A 16,800-nucleotide genomic window follows, 5' to 3' on the forward strand; every position below is an offset into this window, starting at 1 on the left:
GGGCCTCTCCTGAAATTGATGGCGCACTGAAGCGTGCGCGGGAGCCGGATTAAAGCAGTGCGGCGCCTCTTCCGGGTCGGCGGAAGGTCGCGGGTGGCACTACCGGCCTGCCAAGGCGCGATAGGCGGGGTGGCCGATGTCGCTCAGCACATCGAAATGGCGGGGCGTCCAGCCCAGTTCCCGGCGGGTACGGGGGCTGCGCGAGCGGCTGCATGTCGCCATGCCGATCAAAGTTTCGAACTTGCCCCAGCGGCGGACGCCTTCGGCAAAATCGATGCTGCGCGCCTCGATGCCGAGGTCGCGCGCGACCGCTTCAGCCAGAGTGCGGTTGTTCAGTTCGCCCGCGACCGCGTGATAGAGGGCTCCGGCTGAACCCCGCTCCAGCGCGAGGCGGTAGACCTCTGCAAGGTCATCGACATGGACGTTGGAGTAGAGGTTGAGGCCTTCCCCGAGATAGCCGACTTCGCCGGTGCGCCCCGCATCGGCGTAGAACATGCGCAGATGCCCGCAGCCGCCATGTCCCCAGATCATCGGCGGCCTGATCACCATGGCGCGCGCGCTGCCCGCCGATCCGGCGCGACGGACCATGGTTTCGGTGTCGAGGCGGGGGCAGATATATTTGGAGGGCTCGAACGGGTCGTCTTCGGCAAAACTGTCCTCGCTCCAGAGCCCGTCGGTGCGTTGCGACAAAAGGCCGGTGCCGCTGGTGAAGATGAAGTGATGGCCGCGCCCGTCAGCGGCATTCAGCAGCCTTTTGACGGCGTCATGCTCCTGCTGAAGCAGCAATTGGGCTGCGTAGATGGTGGCATCGTGATGGCGCATCATGTCGATCACCGCGTCCAGATGCGAAAGGTCGCCCCGCAAGGGGGTTATGCCATGATCGGCGAGCGTCCGATCGCCTTCGCCTGTACGGCTGAGGCCGCTGACCTGATGGTCTGACGCCCTGAAATGCCGGGCGATGTGCGATCCGAGATATCCGGTCGCGCCAAGGACGAGAATGCGCATCGGGTTCCTTCCGCGCGGGAGGAAGCAACAGCGATGCACCCGGCGTCAAGAGCCGGGCCGTGCGTTCCGGAGAGGCGGAGGCGACAGGGGAGCGTCCGCAATCAGGTTCTTGCCGTCACTCCCGAGTCCCGCTCTTTCGGCAGCGTGAGACAAGAAGTGGGACCCCGGATCAAGTCCGGGGTGACGATTATTTAGAACTGATCTTACGCTAAAGCGAGCTGACGAGATGGCCTCCGTCGACTGCCAGTTCCGCGCCGGTGATGTAGGCGCCAAGGTCCGACGCGAGCAGGAGCAGGGCGCCGTCAAGATCTTCCGGACTTCCGATGCGGCGCTGCGGGATCCTGTTGATCATCGCCTTGCCCGTGTCCGTTTCCCAGACATGCTCGTTCAGCGGCGTGACGATATAGCCCGGGCAGAGGGCATTCACGCGGATGCTGTGGCGCGCCCATTCCAGTGCCATTGCCTTGGTCATCTGTACCACGGCGGCCTTGGAAATCGAGTAGGGGCCAAGCTGAGCCCCTTGTCGAAGGCCCAGGATGGAGGCGATGTTGATGATGCTGCCCGGCGTGCCTGCCGCTACCATCGCGCGCGCCGCCCCGCGCGCGACGAGATAAGCGCCGCGCGCGTTGGTATCCATCACGCTGTCGAATTGGGTCACGTCCTGATCGAGCATTGGTCCGGTGGTGGCGATGCCCGCATTGTTGATCAGGATGTCGACGGCGCCAACCGCATCCCACAAGCGATCGATGGAGGTGGCGTCCTGCACGTCGAGCGTGATGGCTCGCGCGTTGGGGAGCGATGCGGCGAGGCTTTCCAGCTGGTCGCCCCTGCGCGCGGTCAGGACCAGCTCAACACCCTCTGCAGCGAGCGTGCGCGCGAAATGCGCGCCGAGTCCGCTGCTTGCGCCGGTGATGAGCGCGGTCCTGCCCTCAAGCCCGAAGGTGCGTGCCGTCATGCAGCCATCTTGTGCCGGGACTCCAGCGGCGCATCTGGGTGATAGCTGGTGGGGCTGGTGGCATAGGCAGCCGCCAGCGTCGCGATGAAATCGGGGTCGGACATCGGGTCTGTCGGCACCGTTACTGGAATCCCCTTCGCCTTCAGGTCCGCGATCATGATGTCGAAGGCTTGATCGGTGGTGAGGTCATCGGTGTGATCGTAGAAGCGCTTCAGGTCCGCCATGTCGGTGAACACATGCGCGCTGTAGTGGAAGAGCATGCGCATATCGCTGGCTTCATAACGGGCGACGATGCGATCGCCGTCGATGATGCGCCACCCATCTTCGCCATCCGCTTCGATCATCGATTGAAGCGTCATGCCGACCGCCATGTCGCGCTTTTCGCGCGGGCCGGATGCCTCGCCCCGGTGGAACATATGCTGATTGTCCGTCACCAGGCCACTGTTCCAGATGGGTGCGGTCAGGCGCTGCGGCGCGCGATCCGGGCCATCGGGCCAGTAGGTAAAGCCGCCATCGATGTCGCAGTCATAATACCAGGCGATCACCTGGCCCGCCTTAACTTCCCAATGGTCGAAGAGGCAGGATTTCGCCATGACCGCGCCCAGCCATGCGGGCATGTTGGTCGGATCGAGCCCGCGCCAGCTGCGACCGTCGATATGACCCGGGTCAAAGCCGTGACAGGGTGCGTTGATGTTGAATTGGAAGAGATAGGGCGCTCCGTATCGCGCTCCGTGCATTTGCCTGACCAGATCGAGCAACCTGCGGCTGTAGAATATGTCATGCGCTTCATCGATATAGGGCAGGCCATTATTGCCGAAGGTGCCGCGAAACGCCGGGGTCAGAAGGTCCGCCAATGTGATATTATGATTTCGTTCGCCCTTGGGCGTCGAGACGGCAAGCATTTCTTCCGCTGAACTGAAGTGGATGGCCTGTATCAACTTCCACGGACCCTGGGTGCGCAGGATGTCCATCATCTGTGCATTTTCAGCATCCGTGAAGATGTCGCTGATCGGCCGGGGCGGGACGATCGGGGTCATGGGGCGGCGGCGCTTCGATGGTTCCATGGGTCCTCTCTCTTATCATTAGAACTTCGTACGGCCGCCGCTGTCAGTGCATCTGTCGTCAGGCGGCCAGTGCTTCCTCCGGTTCCGGCGGGAAGATGGATGGCTTGCCGGGATCATAGGTCTGGACCAGCAGGCGGATGAACTGCTGATCGGTGAGCGGGTCGCTCGGCACTTCGAAAGTGGCGCCGCGCGCGCGCAGATCGGCGATCAGCATGTCGAACACCTGATCATTGCTGATGTCGTCGGTGTGGTCGAGCGAGCGCTTCAGTTCGCTGTAATCCATGAAGATGTCCGCGCCCCAGTGGATGAGGAAGCGGAACTCGTCTTCGGGTATCTTCTGGATGACCTTGCCGTCGGTGGTGATCTGCCAGCCGTTTGGATCTTCGGGGTCGGCGCTGATGAGCGAGTTGATCGCAAGTCCTTCGGGTTGGCGAAGGGCGGCAGGGCCGCTGGCTTCGGCCGTGTGGTACATCATTTCATTTTCAACGACGACGGCGCGGCTCCACATCGGTGCCTTGATCTGGGCGGGCTGGCCCTGCGGACCATCGGGCCAATAGTTGAAGCCGCCGCCGATCTTGCCCTTGTAATACCAGGTGATCACCTGCGCCTTTTTCGCGCGCCAATGTTCGAATAGGCCGGACTTCACCATGATGTTCATCAGCCAAACCGGCGATGTCTGCATGGAGATGCCGCGGAAGCGGGTGGCATCGACATGAGGCGTCTCGCTGCCACGGCAGGGGCCCTGAATGTTGAACAGCATATTGTCGGGGCGAGCATAGTCCGCTTTCCAGTAGCCGCGAACCAGATCGAGGAATTTATGGTTGAAGAAGCAGTCTTCGATCTCTGGATGCTGGACTGTCGATCCTTGCGCGAAATAGCCCCGGAATACCGGCGAGAGGAACATGTCCCATGTGGGCGTGAAGCCCTTTGGAAGGCCGCCGGAGGTGGTAGCCACGACTTCCTCGGGTGATTTGAAATGCTGTGCCAGGATCAAGGACCAGGGGCCGTTTTCCCGGACGACATTCAGCATGCGGCGATGCTGGTCGTCGGTATAGGCGTTTTCGATGATCTGCGGCGGGGCCACGGGGCGGAACTGGGTGGTCATGTCAACTCTCCTGAGTACCTACATCGCCGTCCGCCGTTTGGTTTGCAGCCCGTGAGAGCTGTGGCGGTTCGGTTACTGAGTGAATCCTAACTTATTCTTCCGGGGTGCGCAAGATATGACAACACATGCTGTACTTCAGGCAGGTTGGTCCGCCGACATCTCGGGCAGCCATTCACGGACTGCGGTTTTCAGCAACTTGCCGTTGGGATTGCGGGGGAGCGGCCCCTCTACGATGTAGACATGGTCGGGCACCTTGTAGTCGGAAAGATTGCGCGCGCAGAAGTCGCGCAGGGCCGTGCCATCCAATTGGCCGGGGGCGACCACGAAAGCCTCGACTCGTTCGCCGAGTACCGGGCAGGGCCTGCCGACGACAACGGCTTCGGTGACGGCTTCATGCGACATGAGCATGTTTTCGACTTCCACCGAATAGATTTTGAAGCCGCCGCGATTGATCATGTCCTTCATCCGGTCGAGCACGCGGATATAGCCTTTCGCGTCCATGGTGCCGATGTCGCCGGACCTCCAATAGCCGCCGGTGAAACCGCGCTCCGTCGCTTCTGGATTGTTCCAGTAGCGGGGTATGGTCATCGCCCCTGCGATCCAGATTTCTCCCTGTTCCCCGCGCGGGAGTTCGCGGCCTTCCTCATCCATGATGAGAATGTCGGCATAGGGCAGCGCCTTGCCGACCTTGTCCGGATGAGCGGGACAGTCGCCGAGCGGCATCATGACCGCCGGGGAGGAGGTCTCGGTCGACCCGTAGATGTTCACCAGCGTCAGTTGGGGGAGCTGGGCGGCAAGCGTTTCGATGCAGGATTCGGCCATGGGCGCGCCGCCGAATGCGCCGATCCGCCAGCTCGACAGGTCGAAGTCAGCAAAATCCGGCTCCATCAGGCACAGCTTGTACATGGCCGGGACCATGATGGCGTAGCTCATGCGTTCGGCCTGGGCGAGTTCCAGGAAGGGGCGGGCCTTGAACGCCTGCTGCATCACCACCTTGCCCGCGACTCGGATGCTGAGCATCAGGATGAGCGCGATGCCGGTTACGTGAGAGGCGGGTACGGCAAGGATCATCGACTCGCCATCGCGCAAGCCAAGATGCTGCTGGCTGCCGATGCAGTTGGTGACGAGGCCGAGATGGGTAAGCACCGCGCCCTTGGGGCGGCCGGTGGTGCCGGAGGTGTAGAGGATGCAGAAGGGATCGTCCTCGCCAACGGCGGAGCGGTGCGGGGCGTCGGTTGGCGGCTCGGCTTCAGCGTTGGACCATGAAGCGGCTTCGTCGGAATAGCGCAGCCAGTGGCGCAGCTGAGGATGGTCGGATCGGTCGGGCAGCTGGTCCTCCAGCGCGTCGTCAAAGATGATCGCCGCCGCGCCGCTGTCATTCAGCACATAGGCGGTTTCGGGGGCACGCTGGCGGATATTCATGGGCACGGCGATCAGGCCCAGCCTTGCCGCCGCCAGCAGCAGGGTCGAATAGTCTGCGCGGTTGGACAGAAGGATGGCGAGCCGGTCGCCCGCTGCCAGGTCCAGGGATGTGAGGCGCGCCGCGCAGATGGCGACGCGGGCGGCGAGGAAGCTATAGCTCCACCGCTCTTCGCCATCGACCAGCGCGATGGCTTCGGGCGACCGGCTGACGGCGTCCAGGAACATGGCGTAAATGTCTGCGGGGCGGTCCTGATAGCAATCGACCAGCCTGCCGTGATGCACTTCCTTGCGGAGTTGCAGATGCTTCATCTCTTTATCGGTCCTCTCCATCCGGCCTGTTATGCTATGCCGGTCACGAAGCCCTTGCAGGGCTTTCTAATTACACCTTGCATTGTGCTTCTTCCCTTGGCAAGCGCCAGCCAACGAAAAGGAGCGGAGAGAAGCCATGGCAGATCATGAGGATGATGCGGCAATTGTCCGCAGGGTCGAAAATTTCGTTCGCGACGTGGTGATCCCCTATGAAAAGGATGATCGGCGGGACGATCATGGCCCGCTGGACGCGCTGGTGCAGGAAATGCGCGCCAAGGCGCGTGAGGCAGGCGTCCTGACGCCGCATATCCGCGCCGACGGAACGCACATTAGCCATCGGACGACGGCGCGCGTGCTGCGTGCTTCGGGGCTTTCGCCGCTCGGGCCGCTCGCTTGCAACACCAATGCGCCCGACGAAGGCAACATGTTCCTGCTAGGCAAGGTCGCGACGGCGGAGCAGAAGCGCCGCTATCTCGATCCGATGGTCGCGGGCAACGGACGCTCCTGCTTCCTGATGACCGAGCCGGCGGCGAAGGGCGGAACCGGATCGGACCCGTCGATGATGCAGACCGTTGCGCGGCTGGAGGGTGGCGAGTGGGTGGTCAATGGGCGCAAGGCGTTCGCCACCGGGTTTGCCGGGGCCAGTTTCGCGATCCTGATGGCCAAGACGGAGCGGGATGACGGCGCGGCCGGTGCAACGATGTTCCTCGTCCCGCTGCCGCATCCCGCGCTAGTGCAGGAACGGCTGATCGGTACGATCGACAGCTCGATGCCGGGCGGCCATGCGGTGGTGAAGGTCGAAGACCTGCGCCTGCCGCCCGACGCGGTGCTGGGCGCGCCGCATGAAGGCTTTGCCTATGCGCAGGTGCGGCTCGCCCCGGCGCGGCTCACCCATTGCATGCGCTGGCTGGGCGCTGCCACGCGGGCGAACGAGATTGCGACGGACTATGCGGTCAAGCGGCAGGCGTTCGGCAAGCCGCTGATTGATCATGAGGGCGTGGGCTTCATGCTTGCCGACAACCTGATCGACCTGAAACAGTGCGAGCTGATGATCGATTGGTGCGCGGATGTATTGGACTCGGGCCAAAAGGCGATCACGGAAAGCTCCATGGCGAAGGTCGCCGTATCGGAAACGCTGTTCCGGGTGGCAGACCGGTGCGTTCAGGTGATGGGCGGGACCGGGGTCAGCCATGACACGATCGTGGAGCAGGTATTCCGCGAAATTCGCGCCTTCCGCATCTATGATGGGCCGACTGAGGTGCATAAATGGTCGCTCGCCAAGAAGATCAAGCGAGAGGCGCTGGCGAAGTCATGAATGCCGAGGAGCTGAACGCCGGGCTTTCCGACGTGCGAGAGGCGCATCGTTTCGATGAGGGCGCATTACAGGCATGGCTGCGCGAGAATGTGCCCGAAGCGCAAGGCCCGCTGACCGTTCGCCAGTTCAAGGGCGGGCAGTCCAATCCGACTTTCCGACTGGACGTGCCCGGACGCTCCTTCGTCATGCGCCGCAAGCCGCCCGGTGTGACGGTTCCGGGTGCCCATGCCGTGGATCGAGAGGCGCGGGTGATAGGCGCGCTTGGCAAGCAGGCTTTCCCGGTGCCCCGCATTTACGGTCTTTGCACGGACGATGCGGTGATCGGCAGCTGGTTCTACGTGATGGAGTGCGTCGAAGGACGCGTCTTCTGGAATTCACGTTTCGAGACCGTCGCGGCGGAAGAGCGGGTTGCGTATTTCGACGCCATGAACGCGACTTTGGCGCAGCTTCACAATTTCGATCCGGTGGCGTTGGGTCTCGATGATTTCGGGAAGAAGGGCAATTATTTCGAGCGGCAGATCGGGCGCTGGTCGCGCCAATATCTGAGCGACGAAGCGGCTGGCCGTGACGCAAACATGGACCGGCTGATCGAATGGTTGCCGGCGAATATTCCGGCAGGCGATGAAAGCCGGATCGTCCATGGCGACTATCGTGCCGACAACATGGTGTTCCATCCGACCGAGCCACGCGTGGCGGCAGTGCTGGACTGGGAGCTTTCGACGCTGGGCCATCCACTTGCCGATTTCGTCAATCATCTGATGATGTACCGGCTGCCGCCTAGCATTCTATCCGGCCTGCGGGGTGCCGACTTCGCCGCGCTCAAGCTGATGCCGGAAGAGGAGTATATCGCCGCCTATTGCCGCAGGACCGGACGAGAGGAGATCGGCCATATCGGCTTTTACCGCGCCTTCGCCCTTTTCCGGCTTGCGGCCATCTATCACGGCATTAAGGCAAGGGCACTACGCGGAACGGCCGCATCAGCGCATGCAGAAGAACTGGCGGCGCAATATCCCCTGCTCGCCCAATTGGGATGGAGCGAGGCGGAAGCGGCTTGATCAAAAGGGGAATGGTGGAATGAAGACCCGGATTACCGAGCTTACCGGCACGCGCTATCCCATTATTCAGGGTGGCATGCAGTGGGTGGGCCGCGCCGAGCTTGCGTCGGCGGTGTCCAATGCCGGCGGTCTGGGCATCCTGACGGCGCTGACGCAGCCGACGCCCGAGGCGCTGGCCGCCGAGATCGAGCGGTGCCGGACCATGACCGACAAGCCGTTCGGCGTGAACCTGACCATTTTGCCGACCGCACAGCCTGTTCCCTACGAGGCCTATGCCGAAGTCATTGCGGGATCGGGCGTCGGCGTGGTCGAGACAGCCGGGCGCAGTCCGGCCGAGTTCATCGCCCGTTTTAAGCAGGCAGGCGTCAAGATCGTCCATAAATGCACCGCCGTGCGCCATGCGCTGTCGGCGCAGCGCGCGGGGGTCGATGCCGTGTCGATCGACGGGTTCGAAGCGGCGGGCCATCCGGGCGAGGACGATATTCCGGGCATGGTGCTGATCCCCGCTGCGGCGCGGGCGCTGGACATTCCGATCCTGGCGGCAGGCGGCATGGCTACCGGGCGCAGCATGGCAGCGGCGCTGGCTCTGGGCGCTGAAGGCGTGACTATGGGCACCCGGTTCATGCTGACCAAGGAAGCCCCGATCCACGAAGCCATCAAGCAGGCGGTTGTGCAGGGTACGGAGCGCGATACGACGCTGATCTTCCGCCAACTGCGCAACACGGCGCGTGTGTTCCGCAATGCCGTTGCCGAGGAGGTGAATGTCAAGGAACGGGAGCCTGCCGCGACGTTCGAGGACATCCGGCCGCTCGTGGCAGGCGCGCGAGGGCGCGCGGCGCTGGAAAGCGGCGAAGTGGATGGCGGGCTGGTCTGGGCCGGGCTCGGCATCGGCCTGATGGACGACATTCCGACTTGCGCCGAATTGATCGAGCGCGTCGTGGGTGAATGCCGCGAGGCGCTGAGCCGCGCCGTGGCGCTGACCGGGGAGGCATGAGCATGCACTACAATACGATCCGCTACGAGGTCGAGGATGATGGCGTCCTGCTGCTGACGCTGAACCGGCCGGACAAGCTCAACGCCTTCACCGTCGAGATGTGCGAGGAACTGATCGATGCCTATGGCCGGGCGAGCCAGGATGATGCCGTCCGGGTGATCGTGGTCACGGGCGAGGGCCGCGCCTTCTGCGCGGGGATGGACCTGTCGGTCGGCGGCAATGTCTTCGGCCTGGACGAGAGCATGACGCCGACCATGGAGGATCTGCGCGAGCGTGGCGATGATCCGGCAATCCTGAAGGGCGTGCGGGATACCGGCGGGCGCGTGGCGATGGCCATGTATGATTGCCTGAAGCCGATCGTCGGGGCGGTGAATGGCGCGGCGGTCGGCATCGGTTCGACCATGCTGTTGCCGATGGATTTCCGCTTTGCATCGGAAAAGGCGCGCTTCGGCTTTGTCTTTGGACGGCTAGGCATCACGATGGAGGCGTGCTCCTCCTTCTTCCTGCCGCGCATCGTCGGTTTGGAGCAGGCGCTGGAATGGGCTTACAAGGCCGATATCTTCGATGCCGCCGAAGCGCATGAGAAGGGACTGGTTCGCGCCGTGTTCCCGGCTGAGACGCTGGTCGAGGAGGCGAAGGCCTTTGCCCGTTCGCTGGTCAAGGACCGATCGCCCGTATCGATCGCGCTGATCCGCCAGATGCTGAACCGCAACAGCGCGCAGCCCGATCCGTGGCAGGCCCATCTGACGGAATCGTTGGCGGTATTCTACACCAGCCAGGCGGACGGCCGCGAAGGGGTTCGCGCCTTCAATGAAAAACGGCCAGCGGAGTTTACGGGGAAGGCGTCGCAAATGCCGTCCTTCTTCCCCTGGTATGGCGACAAGTAATTCGAACGGAAAGGATGCAAGATGATCACATTGGAAGACAAGATCGCGATTCAGGAACTGATCGCGCGCTTCACCCGCTGCTCCGACTATGGTGATTGGGAAGGCCTGGCCACCGTTTACACGCCTGATGTCGAGGTGGAGATGGAAGGCCTGGAGATCCGTTACACTGGTGTGGAGGCCCAGGTCGAACATGCCAAGGAGTCCGACCGGCAGGCCGAGGGCAAGAACCGCCACTTCAATTTCAACATGATCGTGTCAGAGAAGGATGGCGCGGTATATGCGGAATATGCTTTCATGAACGTCAATGCGGGCAAAGCTCCCATGGACGCGAAGATCGTCGTCAGCGGCCGCCAGCGCGATACTGTCGTGAAGACGGGCGAAGGGTGGAAGATCGCCCACCGCTTCATCCAGTTCGACCAGTCGTTCAGCCTGGACTTCTAAGCCACGGAGGAGCGGTCGTGAACATCAAGGATCTGTGCGTCGTCATCACCGGCGGCGCTTCGGGGCTTGGCAGCGCAACTGCCGAACGGCTGTCGGAACTTGGCGCGCGCGTCGCGATCTTCGACTTGAACGAGGAAGCTGGCGCGCGTCTTGCCGAGCGATTGGGCGGCAGCTTCCATCATGTGGACGTGACCAGCGCCGAGTCCGTGGACGCCGGGCTGGCAGCGGCAGAGGCGAAGCTGGGTACGCCGCGTGTGCTGGTGAACTGCGCTGGCATCGCGCCCGGCTTCCGTGTCGTGGGCAAGGATGGTTCGCCCCATCCGCTGGACGCGTTCCGCAAGGCCGTTGAGATTAACCTGATCGGCAGCTTCAACGTCATTTCCCGCTTTGCCGCCAAGCTTGCCGCCGCGGGGTTGGACGGGGAGGAAGCGGGCGTGATCGTCAATACGGCGTCCGTCGCTGCCTTTGACGGGCAGATTGGTCAGGCTGCTTACGCTGCATCCAAGGGCGGTATCGTGGGCATGACGCTGCCGATCGCGCGTGATCTGGCACAGCATCGCATCCGCGTGATGACGATCGCACCGGGCATTTTCCTGACGCCGATGCTGCAAGGGCTTCCGCAGGCGACGCAGGATTCGCTGGGCAAGCAGGTGCCGCACCCCTCGCGGCTGGGCAAACCCGAAGAATTTGCGAAGCTGGTTCAGAATATCATTGAAAATCCGATGCTGAACGGGGAAGTCATCCGTCTGGACGGCGCCATCCGCATGGGACCGCGCTGACCATCCGTACTGAATGAGGAGGCGGATCGCCTTCTTGGAGAATGTGGGAAGGAAAGCTGCCGTGACCGAGATCAGCCGGGATGTGACCAATTTGCCGGAAACCGAGGCGAAGCTGCGCGACTTTGTCGAGCAGGGCGTCATATCGGGCGGCATCCTTGCCTGGGGAACGGCAAATGGTCCGGTCCGCTATCATGGCGAAGGCGTGCTGGGCTATGCGCGCAAGGATGTGGTGGACGAGCGGTCCATCTTCCGCGTCTATTCCCAATCGAAGCCGGTTACGGGCATCGGCGCGATGATGCTGATCGAAGATGGCGTCATCGGCCTGGACCAGCCGATCGGCGAGATACTGCCGGCCTTCGCAGAGATGCGCGTCATCGAAGGGGAAGACCCGGAAGTGACGCGGCCCGCGGCCCGCCCGATCACCATCCGCCATCTGCTGACCCATACGGCGGGCTTCGGCATGGACGGCATGACGCTTGGCGCCCTCTATGCCAAGCATGGCGTGACGCCTGGCACGCGGGAGTGGGTGCCGGGTCCGGGTGACCTCCCGGTTCCGGCGACCCTTGCCGAATTGGGTGAGCGCATCGCTGCGCTGCCCTTGGCGACCGACCCCGGCACACGTTTCGACTACAGCGTTGCGCTCGACGTTCTGGGGCTGGTGATCGAAGTGGCATCGGGCATGCCCTTCGAGACATTCCTGAAGACCCGCTTGTTCGATCCGCTCGGCATGGTGGACACGGGCTTTTCAATTACGGCGGATCAGGCCGCCCGCTTTGCCGACCTCCCACAGCAGGAGGAGGACGGGACATGGGCATTGGCCGATGATGCGGCAGACAGCCTCTACGCGCGGCCTTATTATCCCTCTGGCGGCGGTGGCCTGGTGTCGACGGCGCAAGATTATTCCCGCTTTGCCGCCATGCTGCTCAACGAGGGTGAGTTGGATGGCGCGCGCGTGCTGAAGCCGGAAACGGTGCGGCTCGCCCGGTCGAACCTGCTGCCCGAAGCAGTGACGCATGTCGACCTTCCGATCGGCAACACGCTGTCGAATGTCGGCATGGGCGCGGGCATGTCCGTGTCCTTGCAGGCAAGCGAGCAGACCAACAGCTTCTTCGACTGGCCCGGCGCGGTGCCCGCCGGGGTGTTCGGCTGGCCGGGCGCGGCAGGGACGGCATGCTGGATGGACCCCGAACGCAAGTTCTTCCTGCTGTACCTGACGCAATATTGGCCGTCCTGGCTGAACGGCAGCATGCGGCCGGAGATCGTCGCGGCGGCCTACCGGGATTTGGAGAAACAATAAGAAATAGGAGTGGCTGCCATGCCGGTACTGGATAACGACGCCGATTTCACGCCAAGCCTGGGATCACCGGGCACCGGGGTTGTCATCACGGGTGGCGCGTCCGGTATCGGCCTGGCGGCGGCTCACGCCTTGGCTGCGGTGGGGCGGCCCGTGGCGCTGTGGGACATCAATGCAGAAGGCGCGGCCGGATCGGCGGGCATCATCGAGGGCCGCTACGGCGTCCGTGCGGCCGGGCTTAGCGTTGACCTGCGCAACCCGCAGGCCGTGACACCGGCGGCGATAGCGACCCGCGCGGCGATCGGCGCGATCGGTGGCATCGTCCATTGCGCGGGAACCGCCGAAGCGACGGGCATTGACGGGGTGACGCCGGAAAATTGGGACGCGGGGCTGGCGCTTCATGTCCGGTCGCTCGTGTTGATTACCCAGGCTTTCCGCGAAGATTTGCGGTCCTTGCCAGGGAGCGCGATCGTGGCGCTTTCGTCGATCAATGCGACGCTCGGCAATGGGATGATCCCGATCTACAGCGCGGCGAAGGGCGCTGTAATCTCGCTCGTCCATTCGATGGCCGATGAACTGGCAGCGGATAGTGTCCGGATCAATGCCGTGAGTCCGGGCATGATCGACACGCCGATCATCGCGGAAACGAAGGCCCAATTGCCGGGCCATTTCGAGCGGCGGATCATGCTAGGCCGCTATGGTGCGCCCGAAGAATTGGGGCGCGTGATCCGGTTCCTGATGTCGGACGAGGCGAGCTATATGACTGGCGCGGAAATCGTCGTCGATGGCGGAAACATCAATTCGCAACGGCAATAGGAGGCGGCAGAACCGATCCTGGCAACGGGCGCCGCGTTCGAGACGCAGCGCCCTCTGGCAAGATTTAGAGGCGGTTTACTTCCTTGGCCGTCAGGCTGGTGACCAGGCCCTTTTCCGCCGCGCTGAGCGTGGTGGCGGGGATGACGACGAAGCGGCCGCTGTAGATGATCTGGACGGCGGTCGGCACGCCAGCGCTGTCCTTCAGGATGCGGTCGATATAACCGACCTTGCGGCCGTCAGCGGTCTTCACCAGCGCGTTCTGCTTGATGACAGGTGCGTCGGCAGCGATAGCGGCTGCGGAAACGGACAGCGACAGAGCCGCCGCGAAAGCAAAGGAAAACTTCATGATGGAACCCCTTTTAAATGGACGGCCGGGCCGATAGCACGCGATAGAAGAAAAAATAAGACACCCCTTGTTGCAAAAAATGCAATTTGCGTTTCCGGTTCGGAAATTCGGCGGATTTCGGTGGTACAGGCGGTTGGGAAAGCTTCGATATGCACTGTGGAGAGGGTTCAGGCAGGATGATTGAAGGGCTTATACAGAGTCCCAAGGGGTATCGTGCATGACCAGCCAGACGCGCGAGTCGGGGCCACGCCTCGCAGGATTTTCAGTTATCAGCATCGCGACAGGCGGGTTCAACATCCCGCTTCAAACCTATTTGCCTGCATTTTACGCGACTGTGATCGGCATGGACCTGGCGACCGTTGGCCTGGTCTTCATGATCAGCCGGTTGTGGAGCGCGGCGGCCGACCCGATGATCGGGTGGGCATCGGATCATACCCGCACGCGGATCGGGCGGCGCAAGCCCTGGATCCTGGGCGGCGGCCTGCTGTTCCTGCTGTCGCTCCTGGCGGTCTTTTCACCACCTGCCGGAGCCACGCCGCTCTATCTAGGCGGATGGCTGTTGCTGCTGTGTCTGGGTTGGACCGCGACATCCACGCCGCTGTACGCCTGGGGTGGGGAGATGGCGTCGTCGCCAGTCGAGCGGGCGCGTATCCAGGCCTATATACAGACGGGTTCGTCCATCGGCATCTTCCTGGTATTGGTCTTGCCCGCAGTGCTGGACGCTCTGGGGCGCGGCAATCCGGAGGCGCGGGTAGGATCGATGGGAGCGCTGGTGGCGGTCGTCCTTGCCATTGGCATGCTGCTGATCGCTTTACTGTTCCGTGAGCCGCCGCTTGGTCCGCGCACATCGGTGGCAGCGAATTGGCGCGAGGGTATCAGGACCGTGCTGACCGACCATGCGCTCTGGCGGATCGTGGCGTCGGATTTCTTCGTTGCGCTCGGGCAGGGTTTCCGGACTGCCGTATTCCTCTTTTTCGTGACGCGCTACATGGGCATGGCATCGCCTGCCCTGCTGCTGATGCTGCAATATGCATTCGGCATGTTTGCGGCTCCGCTATGGGCGCGGATCAGCTACAGGTTCGGGCGGCTAAGGACGCTGATCATGGCCGAGGGCGTTCAGGTCGTGATCAACCTGATGGTCCTGTTCCTGACGCCTGACCGCATGTGGCTGTTCATCCTGCTGATCATTGGACAGGGGCTGACGCAGGGATCGGGCAACCTGATGCTGCGATCGATGATCTATGACGTGGCGGACCGCCATCGCGAGGCGAGCGGCGTCGAACGGGCAGGGCTGTTTTCGTCCGTGTTCAACGTGACGACCAACGCGGCCTATGCGGTGGCGGTGGGAATAGCCCTGTCGGTCGTCGGGTTCCTGGGCTTCGACCCCCGGTCATCCGGCACAGAGGGGATCACGGGCATGCATATGTTCTTCGCCATCGGCCCTGCCGTGGGGCACCTGCTGTCCATTCTGGTCATCAGTTGGAAGCGGGGGAAGTCGGGCGGCTCACTGGTCGAAAGCCAACTGCCTTCTGCCTGAAGAATGGGCTTGCGCGGCGTGAGCTGCGTCAGACGTCGATCACCTTCGCCGGATTCATGATCCCGGCCGGGTCAAGCGCCCGCTTGATCTGGCGCATCACCTCGACGGCGGGGCCATGTTCCGTGACGAGATGCGCCTTCTTGCCAATGCCGATGCCATGTTCGCCAGTGCAACTCCCCTCCATGGCGAGGGCGATTGCGACGATCTGTTCCGACAACGTCTTTGCCCTTTGCGTTTCGTCCGCCGAGTTCGGATCGAAGACGAGGACGACATGGAAGTTGCCGTCACCGACATGACCCACGATGGGCGCGGTCAGTCCGCTGTCGTCGATGGCGCGGCGTGTTTCCTCTATACAGTCGCACAAGCGTGAGATGGGGACGCAGACATCCGTGGCGATGGCCTTACAACCGGGCCGCAGAGCGAGGTTGGCATAGTGCACCTTATGCCGGGCGTCCCACAGGGCGGTACGATCCTCGGTATTCGTCGCCCAGTGGAAATTGCCGCCGCCATTCTCGGTGGCGACCTGGCCGAAGCTTTCAGCCTGTTCCGCAACGCCTGCGGGCGTGCCGTGGAATTCCAGGAACAAGGTGGGACATTCGCGGTGATTCATGCGGCTATAGGCGTTGATCGCGCGGATCTGTAGCGGATCAAGCAGTTCTATCCGGGCGACGGGGAGGCCGATCTGGATCGTCTGGATGACGGCGTTCACCGCGCCCCGCAGAGTTTCAAATTCGCAGACGGCAGCGGAGATGGCTTCCGGCTGACCATATAGGCGCAGGGTGACTTCGGTGATGATGCCCAATGTGCCTTCAGACCCGACGAACAGCCCGGTAAGATCGTAACCGGCAGCGGATTTCCTGGCCCGCCCGCCGGTGCGGATAACTTGCCCGTCCGCAAGGACGATGGTCAGTCCCAGCACGTTCTGGCGCATGGTGCCGTAGCGGACGGCGTTGGTGCCCGACGCCCGTGTCGAAGCCATGCCGCCAAGGGATGCGTCTGCGCCGGGATCGACGGGGAAGAACAGGCCGGTGTCCCGAAGCTCAGTGTTCAGCTGCTTTCGCGTGACGCCTGCCTGAACCGTGCAGTCGAGGTCGTCCGTACTGACGCGCAGCACCTGATCCATGCGGGAGAGGTCGATGCAGAGACCGCCGCGCGCGGCAAGGAAATTGCCTTCAAGCGACGTGCCGGTGCCGTAAGGCGTGACGGCAATTCCCTGTTCGTTGCAGAAGCTGACGGCGGCGGCTACTTCCTCAGTGTTCAGGGGATAGACCACCGCGTCCGGCGGCATGGCAGGATAAAAGGTTTCTGCCCGGCCATGATGATCGCGTACGGCCGCGCTGTCGCTGAACCGGTCGCCGAAGATCGTGCGCAGCGCAGTCCAATCGGTCTGCTGGATCTTTGCCGCCGTCGCCATCTGCGTCTCTCCCGTGGTCGATGAGATACGATACAGCGGTTCGGCATGTTGCTCCACCATCT

16 protein-coding genes are annotated in these 16,800 nt (G+C 62.9%); 9 read left to right on the top strand and 7 right to left on the bottom strand.

Translation table 11 applies throughout. The annotated features are described in order from the left end of the window. Positions 1-99: 99 nt before the first annotated feature. The 5 genes from NCHOL11_RS14425 to NCHOL11_RS14445 form a co-directional block, all read right to left on the bottom strand. Positions 100-1,005: an NAD-dependent epimerase/dehydratase family protein gene (locus tag NCHOL11_RS14425; protein WP_097093248.1), complete on the bottom strand. Its 906-nt coding sequence runs from the start codon at positions 1,003-1,005 to the stop codon at positions 100-102. Between the two features lie 208 nt (positions 1,006-1,213). Continuing rightward, positions 1,214-1,960: a glucose 1-dehydrogenase gene (locus tag NCHOL11_RS14430; protein ID WP_097093249.1), complete on the bottom strand. Its 747-nt coding sequence runs from the start codon at positions 1,958-1,960 to the stop codon at positions 1,214-1,216. Continuing rightward, positions 1,957-2,997, bottom strand: coding sequence for a hypothetical protein (locus NCHOL11_RS14435; protein ID WP_097093337.1), 1,041 nt, complete (start codon positions 2,995-2,997; stop codon positions 1,957-1,959). The genes NCHOL11_RS14430 and NCHOL11_RS14435 overlap by 4 nt, the downstream gene beginning before the upstream one ends. A gap of 85 nt (positions 2,998-3,082) precedes the next feature. Beyond that, positions 3,083-4,129: a hypothetical protein gene (locus NCHOL11_RS14440; protein WP_097093250.1), complete on the bottom strand. Its 1,047-nt coding sequence runs from the start codon at positions 4,127-4,129 to the stop codon at positions 3,083-3,085. Positions 4,130-4,264: 135 nt separating this feature from the next. Further along, on the bottom strand, positions 4,265-5,881 hold the full coding sequence (locus NCHOL11_RS14445; RefSeq protein ID WP_097093251.1) for a class I adenylate-forming enzyme family protein: 1,617 nt from the start codon (positions 5,879-5,881) through the stop codon (positions 4,265-4,267). Between the two features lie 115 nt (positions 5,882-5,996). On the opposite strand from NCHOL11_RS14445, the gene NCHOL11_RS14450 reads away from it, so the two are divergent. The 8 genes from NCHOL11_RS14450 (at position 5,997) to NCHOL11_RS14485 (ending at position 13,441) form a co-directional block, all read left to right on the top strand. After that, entirely contained in the window at positions 5,997-7,175 is a 1,179-nt protein-coding gene (locus NCHOL11_RS14450; RefSeq protein ID WP_097093338.1) for an acyl-CoA dehydrogenase family protein, read from the top strand. Next, positions 7,172-8,230, top strand: coding sequence for a phosphotransferase (locus NCHOL11_RS14455; RefSeq protein WP_097093252.1), 1,059 nt, complete (start codon positions 7,172-7,174; stop codon positions 8,228-8,230). Before NCHOL11_RS14450 ends, NCHOL11_RS14455 begins: the two co-directional genes overlap by 4 nt. Positions 8,231-8,249: 19 nt before the next feature. After that, a complete protein-coding gene (locus NCHOL11_RS14460; protein WP_097093253.1) occupies positions 8,250-9,224 on the top strand; it encodes an NAD(P)H-dependent flavin oxidoreductase in 975 nt (324 codons plus the stop codon). Between the two features lie 2 nt (positions 9,225-9,226). Then, on the top strand, positions 9,227-10,111 hold the full coding sequence (locus NCHOL11_RS14465) for a crotonase/enoyl-CoA hydratase family protein (protein WP_097093339.1): 885 nt from the start codon (positions 9,227-9,229) through the stop codon (positions 10,109-10,111). A 21-nt stretch (positions 10,112-10,132) separates the two neighbouring features. Beyond that, on the top strand, positions 10,133-10,552 hold the full coding sequence (locus tag NCHOL11_RS14470; protein ID WP_097093254.1) for a nuclear transport factor 2 family protein: 420 nt from the start codon (positions 10,133-10,135) through the stop codon (positions 10,550-10,552). A 17-nt stretch (positions 10,553-10,569) separates the two neighbouring features. After that, entirely contained in the window at positions 10,570-11,331 is a 762-nt protein-coding gene (locus NCHOL11_RS14475; RefSeq protein ID WP_097093255.1) for a 3-hydroxyacyl-CoA dehydrogenase, read from the top strand. A 61-nt stretch (positions 11,332-11,392) separates the two neighbouring features. Beyond that, the gene (locus tag NCHOL11_RS14480; RefSeq protein WP_176502298.1) at positions 11,393-12,628 is read left to right on the top strand and encodes a serine hydrolase domain-containing protein; all 1,236 of its coding nucleotides are present in this window, start codon (positions 11,393-11,395) and stop codon (positions 12,626-12,628) included. Between the two features lie 18 nt (positions 12,629-12,646). Beyond that, entirely contained in the window at positions 12,647-13,441 is a 795-nt protein-coding gene (locus NCHOL11_RS14485) for an SDR family NAD(P)-dependent oxidoreductase (RefSeq protein ID WP_097093257.1), read from the top strand. Positions 13,442-13,505: 64 nt separating this feature from the next. Here the strand turns inward: NCHOL11_RS14485 and NCHOL11_RS14490 are convergent, their stop codons facing one another. After that, on the bottom strand, positions 13,506-13,787 hold the full coding sequence (locus tag NCHOL11_RS14490) for a hypothetical protein (protein ID WP_097093258.1): 282 nt from the start codon (positions 13,785-13,787) through the stop codon (positions 13,506-13,508). Between the two features lie 217 nt (positions 13,788-14,004). Here NCHOL11_RS14490 and NCHOL11_RS14495 point away from each other — a divergent pair, with 217 nt between their 5' ends. Then, positions 14,005-15,324 carry an MFS transporter gene (locus NCHOL11_RS14495; RefSeq protein ID WP_097093259.1) on the top strand — a complete coding sequence of 440 codons (1,320 nt, stop codon included), beginning with the start codon at positions 14,005-14,007 and terminating at the stop codon, positions 15,322-15,324. A 28-nt stretch (positions 15,325-15,352) separates the two neighbouring features. On the opposite strand, the gene NCHOL11_RS14500 is transcribed toward NCHOL11_RS14495, so the two are convergent. Continuing rightward, positions 15,353-16,798, bottom strand: coding sequence for an FAD-binding oxidoreductase (locus tag NCHOL11_RS14500; RefSeq protein WP_255254850.1), 1,446 nt, complete (start codon positions 16,796-16,798; stop codon positions 15,353-15,355). Between the last annotated feature and the right edge of the window lie 2 nt (positions 16,799-16,800).

The organism is Novosphingobium sp. Chol11, from assembly GCF_900218065.1.
Classification (GTDB): Bacteria; Pseudomonadota; Alphaproteobacteria; order Sphingomonadales; family Sphingomonadaceae; genus Sphingobium; species Sphingobium agri.